Origin of the sequence: Pseudomonas sp. KD5, assembly GCF_012932895.1 — a bacterium.
Lineage (GTDB): Bacteria > Pseudomonadota > Gammaproteobacteria > Pseudomonadales > Pseudomonadaceae > Aquipseudomonas.
In genome coordinates this window covers 666792-685846 of record NZ_JDWJ01000001.1, presented here as the reverse complement: position 1 = coordinate 685846, position 19055 = coordinate 666792, and the positions used below count along the sequence as shown (strand labels likewise).

Annotated in this window: 18 protein-coding genes; 15 read left to right on the top strand and 3 right to left on the bottom strand. The window is 58.4% G+C overall.

Features of this window, described 5'->3' with window-relative positions; translation table 11 throughout:
• The first annotated feature begins 53 nt into the window (after positions 1 to 53).
• Positions 54 to 374 (top strand): isochorismate lyase, encoded by a 321-nt coding sequence (locus AF70_RS03060; RefSeq protein WP_019580154.1) that lies wholly within the window; start codon positions 54 to 56, stop codon positions 372 to 374.
• A gap of 97 nt (positions 375 to 471) precedes the next feature.
• On the top strand, positions 472 to 969 hold the full coding sequence (locus AF70_RS03055) for a GNAT family N-acetyltransferase (RefSeq protein ID WP_028941325.1): 498 nt from the start codon (positions 472 to 474) through the stop codon (positions 967 to 969).
• Between the two features lie 31 nt (positions 970 to 1000).
• Here the strand turns inward: AF70_RS03055 and AF70_RS03050 are convergent, their stop codons facing one another.
• Positions 1001 to 1957 carry an AraC family transcriptional regulator gene (locus tag AF70_RS03050; RefSeq protein ID WP_028941324.1) on the bottom strand — a complete coding sequence of 319 codons (957 nt, stop codon included), beginning with the start codon at positions 1955 to 1957 and terminating at the stop codon, positions 1001 to 1003.
• Positions 1958 to 2132: 175 nt separating this feature from the next.
• On the opposite strand from AF70_RS03050, the gene AF70_RS03045 reads away from it, so the two are divergent.
• The 8 genes from AF70_RS03045 to AF70_RS03010 all read left to right on the top strand — a co-directional run bounded on the left by AF70_RS03045 (position 2133) and on the right by AF70_RS03010 (position 11281).
• Positions 2133 to 3086: a diiron oxygenase gene (locus AF70_RS03045; protein ID WP_028941323.1), complete on the top strand. Its 954-nt coding sequence runs from the start codon at positions 2133 to 2135 to the stop codon at positions 3084 to 3086.
• Positions 3087 to 3332: 246 nt separating this feature from the next.
• Positions 3333 to 3932, top strand: a complete 600-nt coding sequence (locus tag AF70_RS03040; RefSeq protein WP_231508991.1) for a DUF4157 domain-containing protein — start codon at positions 3333 to 3335, stop codon at positions 3930 to 3932.
• A gap of 117 nt (positions 3933 to 4049) precedes the next feature.
• Positions 4050 to 4946 (top strand): SDR family NAD(P)-dependent oxidoreductase, encoded by an 897-nt coding sequence (locus AF70_RS03035; RefSeq protein WP_028941321.1) that lies wholly within the window; start codon positions 4050 to 4052, stop codon positions 4944 to 4946.
• 190 nt (positions 4947 to 5136) lie between these two features.
• Positions 5137 to 7176 (top strand): bifunctional DedA family/phosphatase PAP2 family protein, encoded by a 2040-nt coding sequence (locus AF70_RS03030; RefSeq protein ID WP_028941320.1) that lies wholly within the window; start codon positions 5137 to 5139, stop codon positions 7174 to 7176.
• A gap of 102 nt (positions 7177 to 7278) precedes the next feature.
• Entirely contained in the window at positions 7279 to 8223 is a 945-nt protein-coding gene (locus tag AF70_RS03025) for a chromate resistance protein ChrB domain-containing protein (RefSeq protein ID WP_028941319.1), read from the top strand.
• Positions 8216 to 9574: a chromate efflux transporter gene (gene chrA, locus AF70_RS03020; protein ID WP_018925604.1), complete on the top strand. Its 1359-nt coding sequence runs from the start codon at positions 8216 to 8218 to the stop codon at positions 9572 to 9574. The genes AF70_RS03025 and chrA overlap by 8 nt, the downstream gene beginning before the upstream one ends.
• Before the next feature lie 82 nt (positions 9575 to 9656).
• Entirely contained in the window at positions 9657 to 10109 is a 453-nt protein-coding gene (locus tag AF70_RS03015) for a chromate resistance protein ChrB domain-containing protein (protein WP_019580147.1), read from the top strand.
• 131 nt (positions 10110 to 10240) lie between these two features.
• Positions 10241 to 11281, top strand: coding sequence for a YncE family protein (locus AF70_RS03010; RefSeq protein WP_028941318.1), 1041 nt, complete (start codon positions 10241 to 10243; stop codon positions 11279 to 11281).
• Between the two features lie 49 nt (positions 11282 to 11330).
• Here AF70_RS03010 and AF70_RS03005 read toward each other — a convergent pair whose 3' ends face one another.
• On the bottom strand, positions 11331 to 11675 hold the full coding sequence (locus AF70_RS03005) for a cupin domain-containing protein (RefSeq protein ID WP_019580145.1): 345 nt from the start codon (positions 11673 to 11675) through the stop codon (positions 11331 to 11333).
• A gap of 244 nt (positions 11676 to 11919) precedes the next feature.
• Between AF70_RS03005 and AF70_RS03000 the strand changes: the two genes are divergently transcribed.
• The 3 genes from AF70_RS03000 to AF70_RS02990 all read left to right on the top strand — a co-directional run bounded on the left by AF70_RS03000 (position 11920) and on the right by AF70_RS02990 (position 13238).
• On the top strand, positions 11920 to 12210 hold the full coding sequence (locus AF70_RS03000) for a hypothetical protein (protein WP_019580144.1): 291 nt from the start codon (positions 11920 to 11922) through the stop codon (positions 12208 to 12210).
• 132 nt (positions 12211 to 12342) lie between these two features.
• A complete protein-coding gene (locus AF70_RS02995; RefSeq protein ID WP_007937009.1) occupies positions 12343 to 12744 on the top strand; it encodes a hypothetical protein in 402 nt (133 codons plus the stop codon).
• Between the two features lie 212 nt (positions 12745 to 12956).
• Positions 12957 to 13238 carry a DUF3303 domain-containing protein gene (locus tag AF70_RS02990; RefSeq protein WP_007937010.1) on the top strand — a complete coding sequence of 94 codons (282 nt, stop codon included), beginning with the start codon at positions 12957 to 12959 and terminating at the stop codon, positions 13236 to 13238.
• Between the two features lie 145 nt (positions 13239 to 13383).
• Here the strand turns inward: AF70_RS02990 and ligD are convergent, their stop codons facing one another.
• Positions 13384 to 15927: a DNA ligase D gene (gene ligD, locus AF70_RS02985; protein WP_028941317.1), complete on the bottom strand. Its 2544-nt coding sequence runs from the start codon at positions 15925 to 15927 to the stop codon at positions 13384 to 13386.
• Between the two features lie 436 nt (positions 15928 to 16363).
• Between ligD and AF70_RS02980 the strand changes: the two genes are divergently transcribed.
• The gene (locus AF70_RS02980; protein ID WP_007900657.1) at positions 16364 to 16879 is read left to right on the top strand and encodes an Hcp family type VI secretion system effector; all 516 of its coding nucleotides are present in this window, start codon (positions 16364 to 16366) and stop codon (positions 16877 to 16879) included.
• A gap of 132 nt (positions 16880 to 17011) precedes the next feature.
• Positions 17012 to 19054 carry a type VI secretion system tip protein TssI/VgrG gene (gene tssI / locus AF70_RS02975; RefSeq protein ID WP_028941316.1) on the top strand — a complete coding sequence of 681 codons (2043 nt, stop codon included), beginning with the start codon at positions 17012 to 17014 and terminating at the stop codon, positions 19052 to 19054.
• Position 19055 lies beyond the last annotated feature (1 nt).

Below are 19055 nucleotides of genomic sequence, written 5' to 3'. Positions count from 1 at the left end.
TCGTAAAATCAAAACTTGAATCCACGATTTTTTCAACAAACGGAGTCACCTACATGGAAGTCATCAATCAGTTGCAGCCCGCAGAGTGTGCAGGCATGGAAGATATCCGACGCGAAATCGACGCCCTTGACCAGGCCGTTATCAAGCTGTTGGGCAAGCGTTTTCACTACGTGCTGGCCGCCTCGAAGTTCAAGACCTCGGTGACTTCGGTGCGCGCTCCGGAGCGTTTCAAGGCCATGCTGGCAACACGACGCGAATGGGCCGAAGCCGAGGGCCTGAGCCCGGATGCCATCGAGAAGATGTACAGCGACCTGGTGAACCACTTCATTGCCGAAGAGATGAAACACTGGGCGGCTCATCAATCCGAAGCCTGACGCTAGTGTCCTGACTGTCCGCCCTACCGGCCAGGAGCGGACAGTTGTTCCACTGCACAATCATTCAAGTAGTTTCACCCGCAAGGAAAGCGACCTTATGAAGCCCGTCAGAATTCGTACCCTGCAAAGTACTGATGCCGAGGCGTTGCTGGCGTTCGAGTTGGACAATCGCGAATGGTTCGAGCGCCACATTGACGCGCGCGGCTCTGCTTTTTACTCGGTGCAGGGCGTCACCGACCACATTGACGCTTATTTAGCTGATTTTGCCGCCGGAACCTGGCATCCATTCGTCATCGAAGATGACGGCGCAAACATCGTGGGTCGGGCGAACCTCAAAGGCATCGACATGACCGTGCGGTCGGCAGAAGTCGGCTATAGGATTGCCCAAAACGCTTGCGGACAGGGACTGGCGACGCTGGCGGTGAAGCATCTGATCCAGCAGGCGCAGGTGCACTGGAACCTTAAACAACTGGTTGCCACCGTATACGCGGGAAATATCGGCTCGGCAAAAGTACTCGAACGGTGTGGCTTCTTGATCGAACATGCTTCTCGAAAAGGGGCAGAGCACGAATGTCGGTTTGGTCTTTCGATTTAGCTGAGTGAGTCTCCATCGGCTCCGGATCTTCTCATGCTGATTGTCTGCGCCAAGTGCCGGGTGACGTGCCGAACTGGCGTTTGAATGCGCGACTGAACGCAGCTTCGGACTCGTAGCCAACGGCAAAGCCAATTTGCGCCACATTGCCGCGACCTTCGCGTAGGTGTTGAGCCGCCACGTGCATACGCCAGAGCGTCAGGTATTGCATCGGTGGCTGTCCGACCAATGCCGTGAATCGCTCCGCGAATACCGAGCGCGACATGCCCACTTCAAGCGCCAGCGCTTCTGCAGTCCAGCCCTCGGTTGGACGAGCATGGAGTAGCGCCAGTGCGCGCCCGATATGCGGGTCTCGCAAACCCGCCAGCCACCCGCGCCGCTCAGTGGGTAGGCTGGCGACGTACTGGCTGACGGCTTCGACGAATAGCAATTCGGATAGCTTGGCGATGACCGTTGTCGAGCCGACCCGTCCCGCCGCGATTTCACTCACAGCAAAACGGAATGAGCTTTCGATCCAGGTGCCCGAAGCCGTCGCGCGCAGGTCGAGTTTCAATAAGGATGGCAGCGACGAAAGCAACGGGCTGAAGGGTGTTTCAGAGCCGAGGAAGCCACACAACAACTGCGTGACCTCGCCGCCCCCGCCGTACCTGATTCGTGAAATGCCGCCGACGTCTGGTGGCTGAATGACTTCCCTCGCCGGCATGGGCGCAATGCTCAGGTCACTGCCAAAGGAATGGGCATCATTGCGAGGAAGCAGAACGAGTTCGCCTGCCCCCACGTCGAGGGTGGCACCACCGTCTATTCGTATTTGCATGTGCCCCGCGGCGACAAAATGCGACGCAATGATATGTCGAGGGGCCGCCAGGAACGGTTTGCAATCATCCGCCGAGATTCTGCCGTTGATGCACCAGGGCGCAGTGAGTTCCGCCTCGAGGAAGACCCCTCCAGACAGCCTGATCACACGCAAGACATCAGAAAGCGCATCCAACACTTGCCCGTCCTCTTTTCCGGACTCCGGAGCAGGTATTCAGGCGCATCGGTCATTCACCACCTGAACCGCGATGCCTAGATTAGCACCAACGCGGACTCAGAGATCGATGGTCATTGGCTCCGACGTCAACCGTAATTGCCCCATTCCAACTCGACCAAGGCAGCAGGAGATCTAGATGAACACCATCGCTACCCTACCCCGCTCAGAGTCCGGCAACGCCGCCCGTTATGCTCAAATGGTCAGATCATCGAAAAAAGCCGAATGGCAGATCGATCGCGATTTGCTACAGGACCGGAGTTTCGACTTCTCGCGCAAATTCCTGCCCGATGGACTCTCGCAAATCGACCGCCTGACCTTTCTCGTCGAGGCCGAAGCACGCCTGCTCAGTCAGATTCAGGGCCGGACCTATGCGTACATCTTTGGCCTGGTCGAGCGCTTTATCAGTGCCAAAATGCTCGATCAAGGCCGAGCCCATGTATTTGACGATCAGCTTGCACTCGAAGCGCTGGTGCGCTTTTCCAACGACGAGATCAAGCACCAGGAATTATTCCGGCGCATGGAGACGATGATTGGTTCGCAATTGCCCGCGGGATATCGTCAAGTTGCCGATCCAAACGATGTGGCACGTGCGGTACTTGCAGCCAGCACTTGGTCGGTGCTGGCGCTGACCTGTCATATCGAGCTTTTTGTTCAGGCGCACTACGCACAGAGCATCGCACCGCGCGAGGAGTTGTGCCCCCTATTCAAGGATGTCTTCAAATTTCACTGGAAGGATGAAAGCCGGCACGTCGTACTCGATGAACTGGAGTGGAAGGCGGAGCATGCGAAACTGTCGCCAGCCGAGTGTGACCTGGCAGTGAACGATCTGATTGCGCTGGTGGCGGCCGTCGATGCAATCCTGCAGGCACAATCGGCATCCGATGCCGACTACTTTATTAGAAGTGTCTCAAGACCGTTCAGTGTCGATAAGACAGCGCAAATCCATGCCTGCCTGCTGAGCGCCTATCGCTGGCAGTACATTATCTCGGGCGTGCAGCATCCACACTTTGGCCGGCTGCTGACGCGCATGACAACGCCGGCACAAATGGCCAGGATTCAGACCGCACTGGCCCCCATCATGAATAATTGATCGACAGCGCGCGACCGACCGTTTGTCGGCCGCGCGGCTGTGAACGCGACAGGTAGAAACGGCCAAGCGCGGCCTTTCAGGTAATGTGGGAAGTGGCCTGAAAAAGCGGTGGGCTCTGAAGGCAACAAACGGTGGCCGCAACGGTCCAACGCGCGGTTGAACACCAGGTGCGAGCTACCAGAAGCATCACCTGCCGACTGCCACTACCTCTGGGAGAACCAATTGTCAGCTGTCTTTTTGCGTCAAATGTTCCGGTTATCGGTACTGCTCTTTTCCGTTGGCACTTCGTTCTCTGTTTACGCCTGCCCAAAAGGGCAGTACGAAGTCTGCGTGGTCACTTGTTTTTGTGCTCCGGGCTCCAAAGAGGAGACCGGGTCGATTTTTGAGAACATGAGCCAAATAGCTTCCACTGGATTACAGAGTTGGATCGTGCAATCGCGCGACACCGCGGCAACTGGCGATATTCGGACAATCCCGCTGAATATCCGGGCCCAACTCGAACCCTACTATGACATCCAGGTGCTTGATTCAGCCCGCTACAAGGTAGGCGATGATGAGGAGCTGAACGCCGCAAACACCATGTTGCAGAATCCCGATGTCACTGCGGTCACCCTGATAGACATCATCGTCTTTCGCAGTGCCGATGATGCTCTTAACAATGTCGCGCTGTGGGCGCATGAATTGAAGCACGTGCAGCAGTACCAGCAATGGGGGGTTCGGGAGTTTTCCACTCGCTATACCCGTGATTACACAGCCGTCGAGGCGCCTGCTTACGAGATTCAAGCCAAGGTAGCCAGAGCGCTAAGGGCCAGCGTGGCCCAGTCAGAACCTCCTCGACATCCTTGATGTTCAAAGGGCTGGGCCTTTGCTCCATGAATGGATCAGTTAAATCCAAAAACCCATATTTATCCCAAAAACAATAGAGCGGATGATGCGCCTCCAGCCATTTATGTGAGAGCCATCATGAAACGTGACACCAGCCTGACGTGGCGCCACGTCGATGCACAGAACCTTGACCTCAAAGGGATGCGGGTTGCCGTCGTGGGTGGCACCGGTGGCATCGGGCAGGCATTGAGTCGCTTGCTGGCCTCTCGCGGCGCTCGCGTCCTGGTCGTTGGGCAAACTTTTCGTGATGCTGGCACCCAGGGCATCGAATTTCTCCAGGCGGACCTGAGCCTGATGAGTGAGGCGCTGCGGGTCGCCAGGCTGCTGCCGGCGGAATCCCTGGATCTGCTCATTTTCACCACCGGTATCTTCGCCGCCTCCCAACGTCAGGAAACAGCGGAGGGCATTGAGCGCGATCTGGCAGTCAGCTATCTGAACCGCATGGTCATCCTGCGCAACGTCGGGCCGAAGTTGGGTACAGACAGGCCCAAGGCTAAGAACAAACCAAGGGTGATTGTCGTGGGCTATCCCGGCACGGGCCAGATAGGGACGTTCGACGACCTCAATGCTGAAAGGTCCTATAAGGCCATGTCCGCGCACATGAACACGGTGGCCGGCAACGAAATGCTTGTTCTGGATGCGGTGCAGCGCTACCCGCACCTGGACGCTTTTGGCCTGAATCCCGGTCTGATCAAAACCAGTATCCGCGATAACTTTTTCGGCAAGGGCTCGCTGAAATCGCGCATCGCGGAGGGCCTGATCGGGCTGCTGACACCCACCGCCGAAACTTATGCGAAGAGAATCGTCCCGTTACTGGTTGCCCCTGAGATCGAGGATCGCAGCGGCGTGATGTTCAACAGCAAGGGCCAGGCGATCCTGCCGTCTACGGGCATGACTGAAGCGCATATCAGTCAGTTCATGGTCGCGTCCGAAACACTGCTTGCCCGGACGGGTATTTCAGTCGCGGCCTCTTGATCGTGGAGGCAATCGCTCTCCATCACAGCCTCCGAGAGTCTCGACTCCGGACCAAAAGCAGGCAGTGGACGGAGCGATAGCCAATGAGTAGCTATGCTTGGTCTGTTGCGCAAACTGATTGTGCAGCCGGGAATTGCAGACACCCGTGTCGATCGCCGCCCCACTGGTACTCCATAGGCAGCCGCGAAATATGACGTCCTTGGTCTCATCGATCATCGAGTTACTCACGGCGCACCCGCATATCGCGTATCTGGCCGTGTTTCTCCTGGCACTTTCCGAGTCAATTCCGATCATCGGTGTCGTCGTTCCCGGCACCGCCGTGATCCTTGCGCTCAGCACTCTGGTGCCGAGTGGCGTGTTATTGCTCTGGCCGTTACTGATCGCCGCCACGTCAGGCGCCATTGCGGGGGATGGTCTTTCGTTCTGGCTCGGGCACCGATACCGCCGCGAGATTCTTGGCCTCTGGCCACTGAACCGGCATCCTGAGCTGATTCAGCGCAGCGAAGCCTTTTTCAACCGTCATCGCGATAAAAGTATCTTTTTCGCGCGCTTCACACCGGGCGTCCGCGCCTTCGTTCCGCTCCTCGCCGGCACGCTGGGAATGGCGGTCAGTCGGTTTTATGCCGTCAATGTCGTGTCGGCGCTCGCCTGGGCTCCGTCGCATATCCTGCCCGGCGTGCTCGTCGGCGCGACGTTCAGCATTCTCGGTGCAGCTGCAAAGCCGCTCGCGATCCTGCTGGTCATTTTAGTCGCGGTGGGCTGGGTGGTCCTGCATATCGTGCGCTGGGCGCTGCATCGCGGCATCCCCTACTTCATCGTCGCAGTGCAGCGGTTGCGGGGCTGGACCGGCGCCCACGACACCTGGCTGAGCCGCAGTCTCACTCACTTTCTCGATCCTTCACGGCCCGAAGCACGGGCTCTCGCACTGTCGACGGTCCTGCTCGTCGGTGCCGCGTGGCTTTTCTTCGGTGTCCTTGAGGACATCATCAACGGCGACCCGTTGCTGCTTGCAGATAGCGCGATATACCGCGTGCTCCAGGATCTTCGCACTGCACCGGGCGATGCGGTGATGATCGCCATCACAGAACTCGGCGACACCAAGGTCGTGCTGGCGGTCACGATTGTTGTCTTGCTGTGGCTCATGTGGAAACGCGCTTGGCGTACGGCTGCCTATTGGCTGATTGCGATTGCTGGCGCTTCGGGGCTCACCATAGTCATCAAGGTAGCGCTGTATCGAGCTCTCCCTGCGGAACCTCTCTATTCCGGGTGGAGTGCCTTTTCCTTCCCCAGCGGCCACAGCACGATCAATGTCGTGCTATACGGTTTTCTCGCCTTCCTTATCGCGCGTGATACCCGCCCGGCACGGCGCCTCGTGGTCGCTCCTGGCGCAGCCACCCTGATATTTCTGATTGCATTCTCGCACCTCTACCTCGGGGCACATTGGCTTTCCGACGTGCTCGGGGGGCTGACATTCGGATCCGCTTGGCTGGCGCTACTCAGCCTCTTCTACCTGCGGCGGCAGGCCGAGCACATTGGGTCAGCGGGGCTGCTCGCCCTCGGATGTGTGACACTTCTGCTCGCCGGCGGCTTCAATATTTACCGTAACCATACGACGGACAGCAGTCGTTATGCCGTCAAGGTGGGAACGTTGACCTTAGCTGCCACCGATTGGTGGGCGTCGGATTGGCAGCAACTGCCGGTGCGGCGTATCGACCTCACTGGCGAGACGAATGAACCACTGACGTTTCAGTGGGCCGGTGGTCTGCCGGAGTTGCAAGATGTCCTGCAGCGCAACGGATGGCGCACCTCAGCGGCATGGACACTGTTGAATACCCTGAACTGGTTTACCGTCCAGACTGACCCTGCCGATCTTCCGGTCATCCCCCTTTTCGCCAGTGGTCGCCTTCCCAGTCTGACTCTCGTTCGACCGTATAACGATGATGGGCCTGCCGGTTCGCGTCTGGTGCTTCGATTGTGGATCGTCGATATCGAGCTCACAAACGGGCGAACTATGCCGCTGTGGATTGGCTCGATTGTCGAGGAGCGTTTCTATCATCCCCTGGCCCTCATCACGTTAACGTCAACACAGCCCGATGCGAATACACCGCGCAGAATGCTAGCGGCCGTTCTTGAGGGTGGGCGGCTCGTATCCCGGACCGAAGGAATGGCAGATGCGGATTGGGATGGGCAGGTTCTGTTAGCTCGCACGGTGAAAAACAAAAATGAATGACCGTTCAGGGTCGTTTGCCGCCCTACTTCTGAAGGAGCGCTTCCCCATGGCCTGAATCAGGAATAAAGTAGCAAGACCTACATAAATCGTAGAAAACGCTACATGAAAAATTGGCTAGCTTTGATATTAGGTCTGCCAACTGCCAATGCCACCGAACGCATGCGTGCCTGGCGCGCGCTAAAAGCCTCTGGAGCGGCGGTCTTACGCGATGGCGCCTATCTCTTACCTGATACCGCTGCCTGTCGAGAAGCGCTAACGTCTGTCGAGCGCGACATCTTGGCCATCAATGGCACTGCCTACGTCCTGCCTGTCGTTGATCCTGATGGTGAGCGCTTTATTGAGCTGTTCGACCGTAGCGATGATTACAGCAAGCTAGGCGCCGAGATCGAAGCATGCCGGGCACAGCTCAATGCCGAGAATGCACTGGTCACCACCAAGCAAATTCGCAAGCTGCGCAAAGCCTATGAACAGCTCGCCAGCATCGATTACTTTCCAGGTAAACCCAAACAGCAGATCGACTCGGCTTTGCAGGAACTGGAGACAGCAGTCAGCAGAGCGCTGTCTGCGGATGAGCCGCATAGCTGCGACCAGCCAATCACGGCGCTGAGCCTTGGCGATTATCAATGTCGTGTCTGGGCAACACGTAAACGCCCGTGGGTCGACCGCCTGGCTTGCGCCTGGTTGATTCGGCGCTTCATTGATCCGCAGGCTCAGATCCTTTGGCTGAACACTCCACAGGAGTGCCCAGCCGATGCATTGGGTTTCGACTTCGATGACGCAACTTTCAGTCATGTCGGCAATCGCGTGACCTTTGAAACCCTGCAAGCCAGCTTTGAACTTCAAGAGCCGGGCCTGAGCCGCATCGCTGCACTGGTGCATTACCTCGATATCGGTGGCATTCAGCCGGTGGAGGCTGCCGGCATCGAACGGGTGCTGGCAGGGCTACGCGAAACCATTACCCATGACGACCACTTGTTGGCTGCTGCCAGCGCCATCTTTGACGGCCTGCTCGCCGAGTTCGTGAAAGAGGAACATCCCAATGATTAAGGCTTCCCCATCAGCTGTTGAAGAGGATCTGTCGAGGCCTGAACCGATCAGTTTGCGTGAGGCGTTCTGGTTCTGGCTGAAGTTGGGATTCATTAGCTTTGGCGGGCCCGCAGGACAGATCTCGATCATGCACCAGGAGTTGGTAGAGCGGCGGCGTTGGATTTCCGAGCGGCGGTTTCTGCACGCCCTCAACTATTGCATGCTGTTGCCAGGGCCGGAGGCTCAGCAGCTAGCAACCTATATCGGTTGGTTGATGCATCGAACCTGGGGTGGGGTGATCGCCGGGGGGCTGTTTGTGTTGCCCTCACTGTTCATCCTGATCGCGCTGTCCTGGATGTATATCGCCTTCGGCGAAGTCCCGGTGGTGGCCGGGCTTTTCTATGGCATCAAGCCCGCCGTGACGGCCATCGTCGTGCAGGCGGCCCATCGAATCGGCTCACGCGCGCTGAAGAACAACTGGCTGTGGGCTATGGCGGCGGCGTCATTTACCGCGATCTTCGCGTTCAATGTGCCGTTCCCGCTGATCGTGCTGGGAGCCGCGTTAATCGGTTATGCAGGAGGCCGCCTGGCGCCCGAGAAATTCAGGACCGGGGGCCATAGCGCCGCCAAAAAGTCCTTCGGCCCAGCATTGATCGATGACGACACCCCGTCCCCTGAGCATGCCCGGTTCAGCTGGTTGAAACTGGCGCTGCTGGCACTCATCGGCGCAGCGTTGTGGGCGTTGCCGATGGGGGTCTTGACCGTGCTCTTTGGCTGGGAAGGCACCTTGACTCAGATGGGCTGGTTCTTTACCAAGGCCGCATTGCTGACCTTTGGCGGCGCCTATGCGGTGCTTCCCTACGTCTACCAAGGCGCGGTCGGTCATTATGGCTGGCTGACACCGACACAAATGATCGACGGATTGGCGCTGGGGGAAACCACACCGGGGCCGCTGATCATGGTGGTGGCTTTCGTCGGCTTTGTCGGCGCCTATGTCTCGCAGGTGTTCGGCGCCGATCAGGTGTTTCTGGCCGGAGCCGTCGCGGCCACGCTGGTGACCTGGTTCACCTTCCTGCCTTCGTTCCTGTTCATCCTCGCAGGTGGCCCGCTGGTGGAGTCGACTCACAATGAACTCAAGTTCACCGCACCGCTTACCGGGATTACTGCCGCTGTGGTTGGGGTGATTCTCAATCTGGCGTGTTTCTTCGGCTATCACGTTCTTTGGCCCAAAGGGTTCAGCGGCAACCTGGACTGGCCTTCCGCGCTGATCGCGATTGCGGCGGCGATTGCCTTGTTCCGCTTCAAGCGCGGCGTGATTCAGGTACTGATGGCCTGCGCACTCGTTGGTTTGACTGTGCACTTACTGCGCTAGAGCGCGCAATGATCAACTATTTTCTGGCGGGCACCGGGCCTGCCAGATCACCCAGCCTACTGAGTTAGGCAGGAGGTGTTCCATGAGGTGGATTACCCGTGAACGACCCAAGATCGACCGCATTGCCTGTCCTTGGCTGATCACTCATTTTATCGATCCCCAGGCCGAGTTCTTGTACGTGCCCAGCAGAGAGGTTCTGCAGATTGCCGCTGAGAAAGGTGCAACGCCTTATGACATTCCGGGCGTTGAGCTTTCCCACGTAGGTGAGCTGTGCAGCTTTGATGCGTTCCTGAAGAAGTACCAGCTCAGTGATCCTGCCTTGCAGCAGTTGGCCAAAATCGTGCGCGGCGCAGATACCTCCCGCCTGGATCTGACACCGCAATCGGCTGGGCTCTATGCGATTTCGCTGGGACTATCGCAATGTTATGCCGATGACCACGAAATGCTGGCACATGGTTTGATCCTGTATGACGCCCTGTATGCCTGGTGCAAGGAATGTCAGGGCGAGTCACATAATTGGCCTCCTCAGATGTGAGAGGCGTCCACACGGAGGTCCAGCCCGGAACTGGGCTCATGATCAGTGAAACACGGCACATTCTGATCTGCGCATTGCTGAGACTTGGGCGAGGCGGTTGAACCCGCCTTGTCCGATCAGGAGAAGACCTCATGAACACACGAGACAATCGACGTTTCACTCTGCCAGTCTTCGCGATCCTGCTGACTGCGCTAGCCATTTTGGGCTTCGCAAGTCTTCGCTACTGTCTGGCCGCCGACGAGTTGCCGACTAACGACCTGCCACTGAAGCACGTCGCCGACATTCCATTGCCCGGTGGCGCCACTCGGCTCGACTACGAGAGCTACGATCCAGAGCGCAACCTGATGTTCATCGCTCATCTTGGTGACGGTGAAGTTATCGCCTTTGACATGCGCGAGTCCCGCGTTGTCGGGCGCATTGCGAACGTCTCGTCGGTACACGGTGTGCTCGTAATTCCTGAGTTGTCACGTGTCTACGCTTCAGCGACAGGTACGAACGAAATCGTTGCAATAGACGAAGCGACCCTGGCAATTGTCAGTCGCATACCAGGCGGCATCTATCCGGACGGCATGGCTTATGTGCCTCACCTCCACAAGCTTTACGTATCGAACGAAAGCGGCGAAACCGAAACGGTGATCGACGTGGACACGAACACTCGTGTTGCGACGATTCCATTGGGAGGTGAAGTCGGCAATACACAATATGACCCCATATCACGACACGTCTTCGTCAATATCCAGACTCGTCGGCAACTTATCGAAATCGATCCCGCGACCGACCACATCGTGGCGCGCATTGATCTGCCGGGGGCACGTGGCAATCATGGTTTGTTGATCAATCCGCATGACCGGCTTGCCTTTATCGCGTGCGAAGGTAATGACAAGCTCCTCGTACTGGATATGCACACCATGCGGGTCATCCAGGCGTTCGATACCGGGGGAGCCCCCGATGTGCTTGCGTTCGATCCAGTGCTGAACACACTTTATGTCGCAGGAGAGGCCGGCATTGTGTCGATGTTCCACGTGAAGGGGGCAGTGGTCACGAAAATTGGCAATGGCAGCGTGGGCCCGCGTGCGCATGTCGTTGCCGTAGATGCCGCGACACACCGCTCGTATTTTCCGCTCAAGGATATCGACGGGCACCCGGTACTACGGATTATGGAACCCCGTTAGCGGATTGAATCGACTCTAGTTCCGACCGTGCTAGATGTCGGGCCTGAACTTACTCCTGCCTGACAATATCGACCGAGATCTCCACCGCAGCAATCGTGCCCCGGTTCTCAAGCCAGTGCGTGGTGTTCCTGTCCTCGGGCCAACCCACGCCCGGCCCATAGTCCGTGGCGACGCCATTTCGATGGTCGGTGATGGTTCCTTGCAGTATGTAGACGGTACCGGGTCTGTCTTTATGGTTGTGAACCGGCCCGAAGACGCCTCCAGGCTCGATGGTCACCATGCGCATTCTAAGCTGGCGCCCTGCCATGCCTTCGATCTCGGGGCCAAGGTCAACCGTTGCCAGTAACTTCACCGCAACGCCTTGTGTTTCAGGTGCTACCTGTTCGTCGCTCATCGTGCTCTCCTCTCTGTGCATATAGGGCTTGAATAGAAGTAAAGCCCCTAAGAACCGACAGAGAGGTAAATCCGCCCAACGATGGTCGCCAATGCGGCCAATTGTGGCCGATGGTCGTTGCATTTCGCTTGTCACCGGCGTTTGGCTAAGCTGAATAAATCGGGGGGTGAACTGAAACCTGAGTGATGGCGGCCATCAGCGGATCTTGATTGGCATCAAGACCGCACTCCCGAAGGAGACGACTATGTATGCGGTGATAAGAACCTACCTGGGCGCTGGAGCAGAACAGCTTTTCAAGCTTCTGGAGGAGCGCAATGCCGACGTCGAAGCCACCCTGCGGACAGTGCCCGGCCTCGTAAGCTACACACTGCTCAATACGGGTGATGGCGGCACGGCGGTAACTGTTTGCACAGACAAGACCGGCACTGATGCAAGCTTGAAAGTGGCGCGCGACTGGATTCAGAAAAATGCTTCGCATATTCAAGTGAAACCACCGATCGTGACGGAAGGTCCGGTGATTGTGCAGATAAAATAGATTCAACCGGTCGATGCAACACACTAGACACTGTGTAAACAGGAGGCGTGTTGCATCGACGGAATACATCGCGCTCAAAGCTACAACAACCCCATGGGCAAACCCGATCATAGCGCTCTATGATTGAACCCCATGACGACCTCTCTTCCGATCCGCCAACCCTGCCCTCCCGGTGCTTGCATCTGCGAGCGTGAGCAGCTGTTGGAAACCCCCGGCACGGACCTGCGCATCCTGAGCCTGACCCAGTCGGAAGAGAAACGCCTGATCGAACGCCTGGAAAACCTCCAGAGCCTGAGCGACCTGGAGCGTCTGCAACGGCGAATGTATGAGCAGTTGGGTCTGCGCGTGGAGATCGCTCCGGGCTTCAATGAAGTGCGCACCATGCGCGGTATCAATATCACCTTGGGCGAACTGCCGGGCCTGTGCCGCAAAACCCGTCAGTCGATCCCGGCGGCCATTCGCCGAGGACTGGAGAAGCACCCGGAAGTTGCCTACGAGCTGCTCAATGCCAACGACTTGTTGCGTGATGCCTGATGGCTTGCACCGTTATCCCGATACGTTCATTAGAATGCCCTGAAACAGGATCAGCGGTCGTACACGCGACACGGTCCGCTGCTATGCCTTCTCATGGGAGAACAGGTTTCAGGCCAGCCAGGACGTAGCTGGAAACTCAGGCGTGACCGTGGCCCCGGCGCCAGCCAGGAACGCGAAGATAAAAGGTGCCAGTCCGTAGCAGGAGGTGGCAGATGTTATTCATGGTCCGTTGGTCCATCAGTCCGCAGCAACGTAACAGCGCGATCGAACGTTTTCTCAAGACCGGTGGTGCCCCACCCGCAGGCGTCAGCATGCTGGGACGCTGGCATGCTGTCGGCGGCTCCAGTGGAGTGGGCATTGCCGAGGCCAGTGATCCAGTGGCGATTCAGAAGTGGGTACTGGAATGGAGCGACCTCATGAACATGGAAGTCCACGCCGCATTGACCGATGAACAGGTGGCGCCGCTGCTCGCTGCCGCAGTGGGCAAGCAATAGTTGTTGTGGTGAGGGGGCTTGCCCCCGCTGGGCTGCGAAGCGGCCCCAAAATCTCTGATGTACCAAAGATTTTGTGAGTGCTACGCACTCAAACGGGGCGATGCGTCGTTCCGACAAGCCCCCTCGCCACATCCCTTCCGATTCACTATTTTTTCATCCCGATCCGTCGCCGCATCTCGGCGGTAATCGTCTGCCGGGTTTTCTTCAGGTCGGCCCAGGGTTCATCGCCCACCTCGGCCAAACGTTCATGCACAGTGTGCAGGTTCCATTGATTACCCCCCTTGAGCTCAGACACTTCTTCGCGAAAGATCGGTACCGACACTGGCAACCCTTCGCGGCTGCGCACGGCATAAGCGCAGATCGTGGTGGCGCCGAGGCCGTTGCGCAGGTAATCGATAAAGATGCGCCCAACCCGGTTTTTCGGCCCCGACACCGCGGAAAATCGTTCCGGCAGCAGCTTGGCCATGTGACTGACAATCGCATGGCTGAAGTCCTTGACCTCGTCCCAACCGTGTTTGCGGGTCAGCGGTACGACCAGGTGAATCCCCTTGCCGCCGCTGGTCTTGAGAAACGCCTTGAGCCCCAGCTCATCCAGCACCGTGAGGATCAGCCGGGTCGCTTCGACCATGCTCTTCCAGGGCAACGCCGGATCCGGGTCGAGGTCGAGGACGAAGCGGTCGGGTTTGTCCAGATCGACCGACGTGGCGTTCCAGGTGTGCAGCTCCACGGTACTCATCTGCACTGCGCCAATCAGGGCCTGGGCATTGTTGATAACCATCATCGGTTGGCCGGTCAGTGCCTTGTCCAGAGTGACAATGCCGGGTATGGCCAGATTCTCGGCGTTCTTCTGAAAGAACAGTTCGCCGGTGATGCCGTCCGGTGCGCGCACCAGCGCCACCGGCCGGTCCTTGAGTTGCGGCAGAATCCACTCGGCGACGCTGGCGTAATACTCCGCCAATTGCATCTTGGTGGTGCCGCTACTGGCATCGATCACCCGATCCGGATGCGTGATGCGCACCTTGCCCTGCTCCAGGCCGACTTGTGACGGTGCCGCTTGGGAGGTTTTAGTTTTAGTGGTTGAGGTTTTCACGGTTGTCGGACGCTCCTCGGTGATGTCGGCGGCAGGCTTATCCTCGCGCAGCCCATGGAACACGGCCTGGCGCACCGAGCCGTCCTTCGTCATCTCGGCGAAGGCCACTTCCGCCAGCAAAACGGGTTTGAGCCAATGCACACCCTTGACTTCAACACCGGTGGGCGGGTTCACCACCGAGGGCTTTTTCGTCTGCAGCGGTTTCAGTTGTTCGTAAAGACGCTTGAGGCTCGCCTCGCTGAATCCGGTGCCGACCTTGCCCGCATAGCGCAATTCCCCGCTGTCACGGTCGTGCAGCCCCAGCAGCAACGCGCCAAAGGCACTGCGCGAGCCTTTGGGATCGGTGAAGCCGACCACGATGAATTCCTGCCGATGCTTGCACTTTAGTTTGATCCAGTCACTGCTGCGCCGGGACACGTAAGGCGAGCCCAGGCGTTTGCCAATCAACCCTTCCATGTGCATTTTACAGGCGCTGTCGAGTAACGCCTCCGGGGACTCGTTGAACGTGTCGGAGAACCGCAACAGAGGGTTTTCATCGGGCTTGAGCACAGTCGCCAGCGCCGCCCTGCGCGCTTCGACAGGAACTTCGCGCAGGTCCACGCCATTGAGGTAAGGCAAATCGAACAGGTAGTAAACGATGCTGGCGCTACGACCGGCATCGAAGGCGTTTTGCAACGCCTGAAAATCCGGAACACCCTGCTCGTCCGCCACCACCATTTCGCCGTCGAGCCAGGCCGATTCCAGGCCCAACGCCGCCAGCGCTGCAGCCTGCTCTGGCAATTTGTGGGTCCAGTCGTGACCGTTGCGGGTGAAGAGCTTGACTTCATCGTGGTCGATGCGCGCCATGACCCGGTAACCGTCGAACTTGATCTCATAGCTCCATTCGCCGTCCGGCGCGGATTCCACCAGTGTCGCCAATTCGGGTTTGAGCAGCTCCGGCAGTTTGGCTTTGCGAGCGCCTGTCAGCTGTGATGAGCGCTCTCTGCGCGCCTTCGCCGCTGGCTTTTTAACGGGACTGGGTTTCGACTTGGCGACAATGGTGCGATCGCTGAGTACGCTGTCGGGCTCGGCGGCGACCACGTCGTAATCGCTTTCGGGCCTGGCCGCGCCGTCCTGATGTTTGATCAGAAACCATTGCTCCTGCTTGCCCGGCATGTGCGTGCGCACGAGGTTCCACAGGCCGCCGAGCTTCTCCCCTTGCAACTCGAATTTCAGCCGCCCCTTGGCGTACGCCTTGGCAGGGTCGTCCTGGGGAATCCACACCCCACGGTCCCAAACGATCACCTCGCCGGCGCCGTAATGCCCTTCGGGAATGGTGCCCTCGAACGTGGCGTAATCGAGCGGATGGTCTTCGACGTGGATTGCCAGGCGCTTGACCTTGGGGTCCAGCGACGGGCCTTTCGGCACGGCCCAACTTTTCAGCGCGCCATCGAGCTCAAGGCGAAAGTCATAGTGCAGGTGCGAGGCGTCATGTTTCTGAATGCAGAATTGCAGCGCATGATCCTTCACCGCTTTTTTGCCCGAACGCTTGGCGGCGGCCGGTTCCGGAGTCGCCACAAAGTCACGCATGCGGTTGTAATCGTCCAGGGTCTTGTTCATGGCTTACCGGGTGCTCGCTGGCGGACGCTGAATCGGCACGTCTCTACATCAGCAGAGCGACAGGTCCGGAAAAAAATTCCATCGCCACTGGAATTGCCCGGACAGACGGCTGGGTCTATCGGGATGGTCGCTCATAGCCTTGATGCGCAACTTCTTGCGCAGTTATTCGTCCCAAAAACACCTCGACAACGCTGAACGCCAGGTGGATCAAGCCCTCCAGCCGAGTGCGCAACTTCTTGCGCACCACTGCGCAAGAAGTTGCGCACTTTTTCAGGTAATCGCTGCCGAAAAACCTCTCCACGTTTAAAAAATAGCCTCAACCACCTGATTTATATGACAAAAAACATTTATGGCACGCTCCTTGAGAACAGTCAGGCACCCACCGGGCGATACCGCCTCCCGGGCACCTTAAATTTATCCGCAAGGAGAGCACCCCATGGCAACACCAGCGTACATGTCCGTTACCGGCGAAAAACAAGGCCTGATCACTGCCGGCGCATTCACCGCCGACTCCGTTGGCAACACCTACCAGGAAGGCCACGAAGACCAGGTCATGGTTCAGGCGTTCAGCCACGACGTGATCATCCCGCGTGACCCACAGTCCGGCCAACCGACCGGTCAGCGTGTACACAAGCCAGTCGTGATCACCAAGGTCTACGACAAGTCTTCGCCACTGCTGCAAGCGGCGCTGACCTCCGGCGAGCGCATGAGCGAAATCGTTATCCAGTGGTACCGCACTTCGGCTCAAGGTACCCAAGAGCACTACTACACCACCAAACTGGAAGACGCGATCATCGTCGCCATCAACAACAAAATGCACAACTGCCAGGATCCGTCGAACTCGCACTTCACGCACCTGGAAGAAGTGCAATTCACCTACCGCAAAATCACCTGGACCCACGAAGTATCCGGTACTTCGGGTTCCGATGACTGGCGTGTTCCAGTCGCTTAATCGCGGCTGACGGTTCCAAACATCGGCCAGCTCTGCTGGTCGATGTCATTTGCACCTTCCAGGAATTTTCGCGTCCGTTGATCCGGCTTTCGGGTGTCAACGCGCGCCGCAACACTGCACGAGGAACAAGGGATGTTCGCGCCGGCCAATCAGACTCACTTTGCCCTGACTGTCGAAGGTCTGGAAAACGATCTCCAGGTCCTTGCCCTGCAAGGTCGGGAAGCCATCAGCCAGCCTTTTGTGTTTGAGGTGGAGCTGGTCAGTGAGCAGCCGTCCCTGGACCTCGAAACGCTATTGCACAAACCGGCCTTTTTGCAGCTCTCGCCTGACGGCAGCGGCATTCATGGCCAGATCTACCGCGCCGCCCAGGGTGATTCCGGCAAACGCCTGACCCGCTACGCGGTGACCCTGCGTCCGCAACTGTCTTACCTCGCGCATCGCATCAACCAACGCACCTTCCAGAACCTCACCGTGCCGAAAATCATCGGCATGGTCCTCGAAGAGCACGGCATCCAGAGCAATGCCTACGAATTCAAAGTCGGGGCGATTTATCCCGAGCGCATTTACTGCGTTCAGTACGATGAATCGGACCTGCAGTTCATCCAGCGCCTGTGCGAGGAAGAAGGAATCCATTACCACTTCCAGCACAGCGCCACGGCCCACAAGCTGGTGTTCGGCGATGGCCAGACGGTGTTCCCGAAACTCGCGCCCGTGGCCTACCAGCAAGACTCCGGCATGGTCGCCAACGACCCGGTAATCAAGCGCTTCGACCTGCGCCTGGAAACCCGCACCAGCCGTACCACCCGCCGCGACTACGACTTCGAAAAGCCGCGCCTGAAGCTTGAAAGCGAGAACCGTGGCGACGCCCTGCCCGACCTCGAAGACTACGACTACCCCGGCCGCTTCATCGACCGCGAACGCGGCAAGCAACTGGCCAAACGCGCCCTCGAGCGTCATCGCAGCGACTTCCAGCTGGCCGAAGGCCGAAGCGATCAGCCGTTGCTGGTCAGCGGCCACTTCCTGGCCCTGACCCAACACCCCAAGGCCAAGTGGAACGACCTGTGGCTGCTGACTGAAATCCTCCACGAAGGCAAACAGCCGCAAGTGCTGGAAGAGTCGGTGACCAGCAGCACCACCAATCTCAAAGACGATTTCCACCAGGGCTACCGCAACCGCTTCCAGGCCACCCCCTGGGACGTGCCGAACCGTCCGCCGCTGAACCACCCTAAGCCACGGATCCTCGGCAGCCAGAGCGCCGTGGTCACCGGGCCAAAAGGTGAAGAGATCCACTGCGACCAATACGGCCGCGTCAAAGTGCAATTCCACTGGGACCGCGAAGGCCAGGCCGACGACAAGACCAGCTGCTGGCTGCGCGTCTCCTCCGCCTGGGCCGGCGCCCATTACGGCGGCATCGCCATTCCACGGATCGGCATGGAAGTGCTGGTCAGCTTCCTCGAAGGCGACCCCGACCAACCGCTGATCAGCGGCTGCCTGTACCACAAGGAAAACGTCGTCCCGTACGCCCTGCCGGCGAACAAGACCCGCAGCACCTTCAAAACCCTGAGTTCTCCGGGCGGCGGCGGATTCAACGAGCTGCGCATCGAAGACAAAAAAGGCCAGGAACAGATCTTCCTGCACGCCCAGCACGACTGGGATGAGAACGTCGAACACGACCAGAAAATCCGCGTCGGCAACGAACGCCACGACACCGTCGAGCAAAACAGCTACAGCGAATTCAAGGCCGAAGAACACCACACTGTCTACGCCGATCGCAAAGTCGAAGCCCGCGCCAACGACCACCTAACCGTGGGCGTCAACCAGCACATCAAGGTCGGCACCGGCCAATTCATCGAAGCCGGCCAGGAGATCCACCTGAGCAGCGGCATGAAAGTCGTGCTTGAAGCCGGCACCGAACTCACCCTCAAGGCCGGCGGCAGCTTCATCAAGATCGATGCCAGCGGCGTCACCCTCAGCGGCCCGGCGATCAACATGAACTCCGGCGGCAGCCCGGGCAGCGGCACCGGGGCAGCACCGTTGATGCCTGGGGCGTTGAAACAGGCTGATGCGGACAAGGCTGGCGCGGTGTTGACCCCGGCGCAGATTAATACGCTGAAGCGCAATGCGCCGTTCTGTGAAGAGTGCGAGAAGTGCAAGGCAGGTGCTTGTGCGATCTGAT

What these genes read in the sequence shown, in the direction of transcription:
- AF70_RS02995 (WP_007937009.1), top strand. Translation starts at nt 12,343, where the DNA reads ATGACGACCTCTCTTCCGATCCGCCAACCCTGCCCTCCCGGTGCTTGC.
- AF70_RS03015 (WP_019580147.1), top strand. Translation starts at nt 9,657, where the DNA reads ATGAGGTGGATTACCCGTGAACGACCCAAGATCGACCGCATTGCCTGT.
- AF70_RS03030 (WP_028941320.1), top strand. Translation starts at nt 5,137, where the DNA reads ATGACGTCCTTGGTCTCATCGATCATCGAGTTACTCACGGCGCACCCG.
- AF70_RS03060 (WP_019580154.1), top strand. Translation starts at nt 54, where the DNA reads ATGGAAGTCATCAATCAGTTGCAGCCCGCAGAGTGTGCAGGCATGGAA.
- AF70_RS03055 (WP_028941325.1), top strand. Translation starts at nt 472, where the DNA reads ATGAAGCCCGTCAGAATTCGTACCCTGCAAAGTACTGATGCCGAGGCG.
- AF70_RS03005 (WP_019580145.1), bottom strand. Translation starts at nt 11,675, where the DNA reads ATGAGCGACGAACAGGTAGCACCTGAAACACAAGGCGTTGCGGTGAAG.
- AF70_RS03040 (WP_231508991.1), top strand. Translation starts at nt 3,333, where the DNA reads ATGTTCCGGTTATCGGTACTGCTCTTTTCCGTTGGCACTTCGTTCTCT.
- ligD (WP_028941317.1), bottom strand. Translation starts at nt 15,927, where the DNA reads ATGAACAAGACCCTGGACGATTACAACCGCATGCGTGACTTTGTGGCG.
- tssI (WP_028941316.1), top strand. Translation starts at nt 17,012, where the DNA reads ATGTTCGCGCCGGCCAATCAGACTCACTTTGCCCTGACTGTCGAAGGT.
- AF70_RS02990 (WP_007937010.1), top strand. Translation starts at nt 12,957, where the DNA reads ATGTTATTCATGGTCCGTTGGTCCATCAGTCCGCAGCAACGTAACAGC.
- chrA (WP_018925604.1), top strand. Translation starts at nt 8,216, where the DNA reads ATGATTAAGGCTTCCCCATCAGCTGTTGAAGAGGATCTGTCGAGGCCT.
- AF70_RS03035 (WP_028941321.1), top strand. Translation starts at nt 4,050, where the DNA reads ATGAAACGTGACACCAGCCTGACGTGGCGCCACGTCGATGCACAGAAC.
- AF70_RS02980 (WP_007900657.1), top strand. Translation starts at nt 16,364, where the DNA reads ATGGCAACACCAGCGTACATGTCCGTTACCGGCGAAAAACAAGGCCTG.
- AF70_RS03010 (WP_028941318.1), top strand. Translation starts at nt 10,241, where the DNA reads ATGAACACACGAGACAATCGACGTTTCACTCTGCCAGTCTTCGCGATC.
- AF70_RS03025 (WP_028941319.1), top strand. Translation starts at nt 7,279, where the DNA reads ATGAAAAATTGGCTAGCTTTGATATTAGGTCTGCCAACTGCCAATGCC.
- AF70_RS03045 (WP_028941323.1), top strand. Translation starts at nt 2,133, where the DNA reads ATGAACACCATCGCTACCCTACCCCGCTCAGAGTCCGGCAACGCCGCC.
- AF70_RS03000 (WP_019580144.1), top strand. Translation starts at nt 11,920, where the DNA reads ATGTATGCGGTGATAAGAACCTACCTGGGCGCTGGAGCAGAACAGCTT.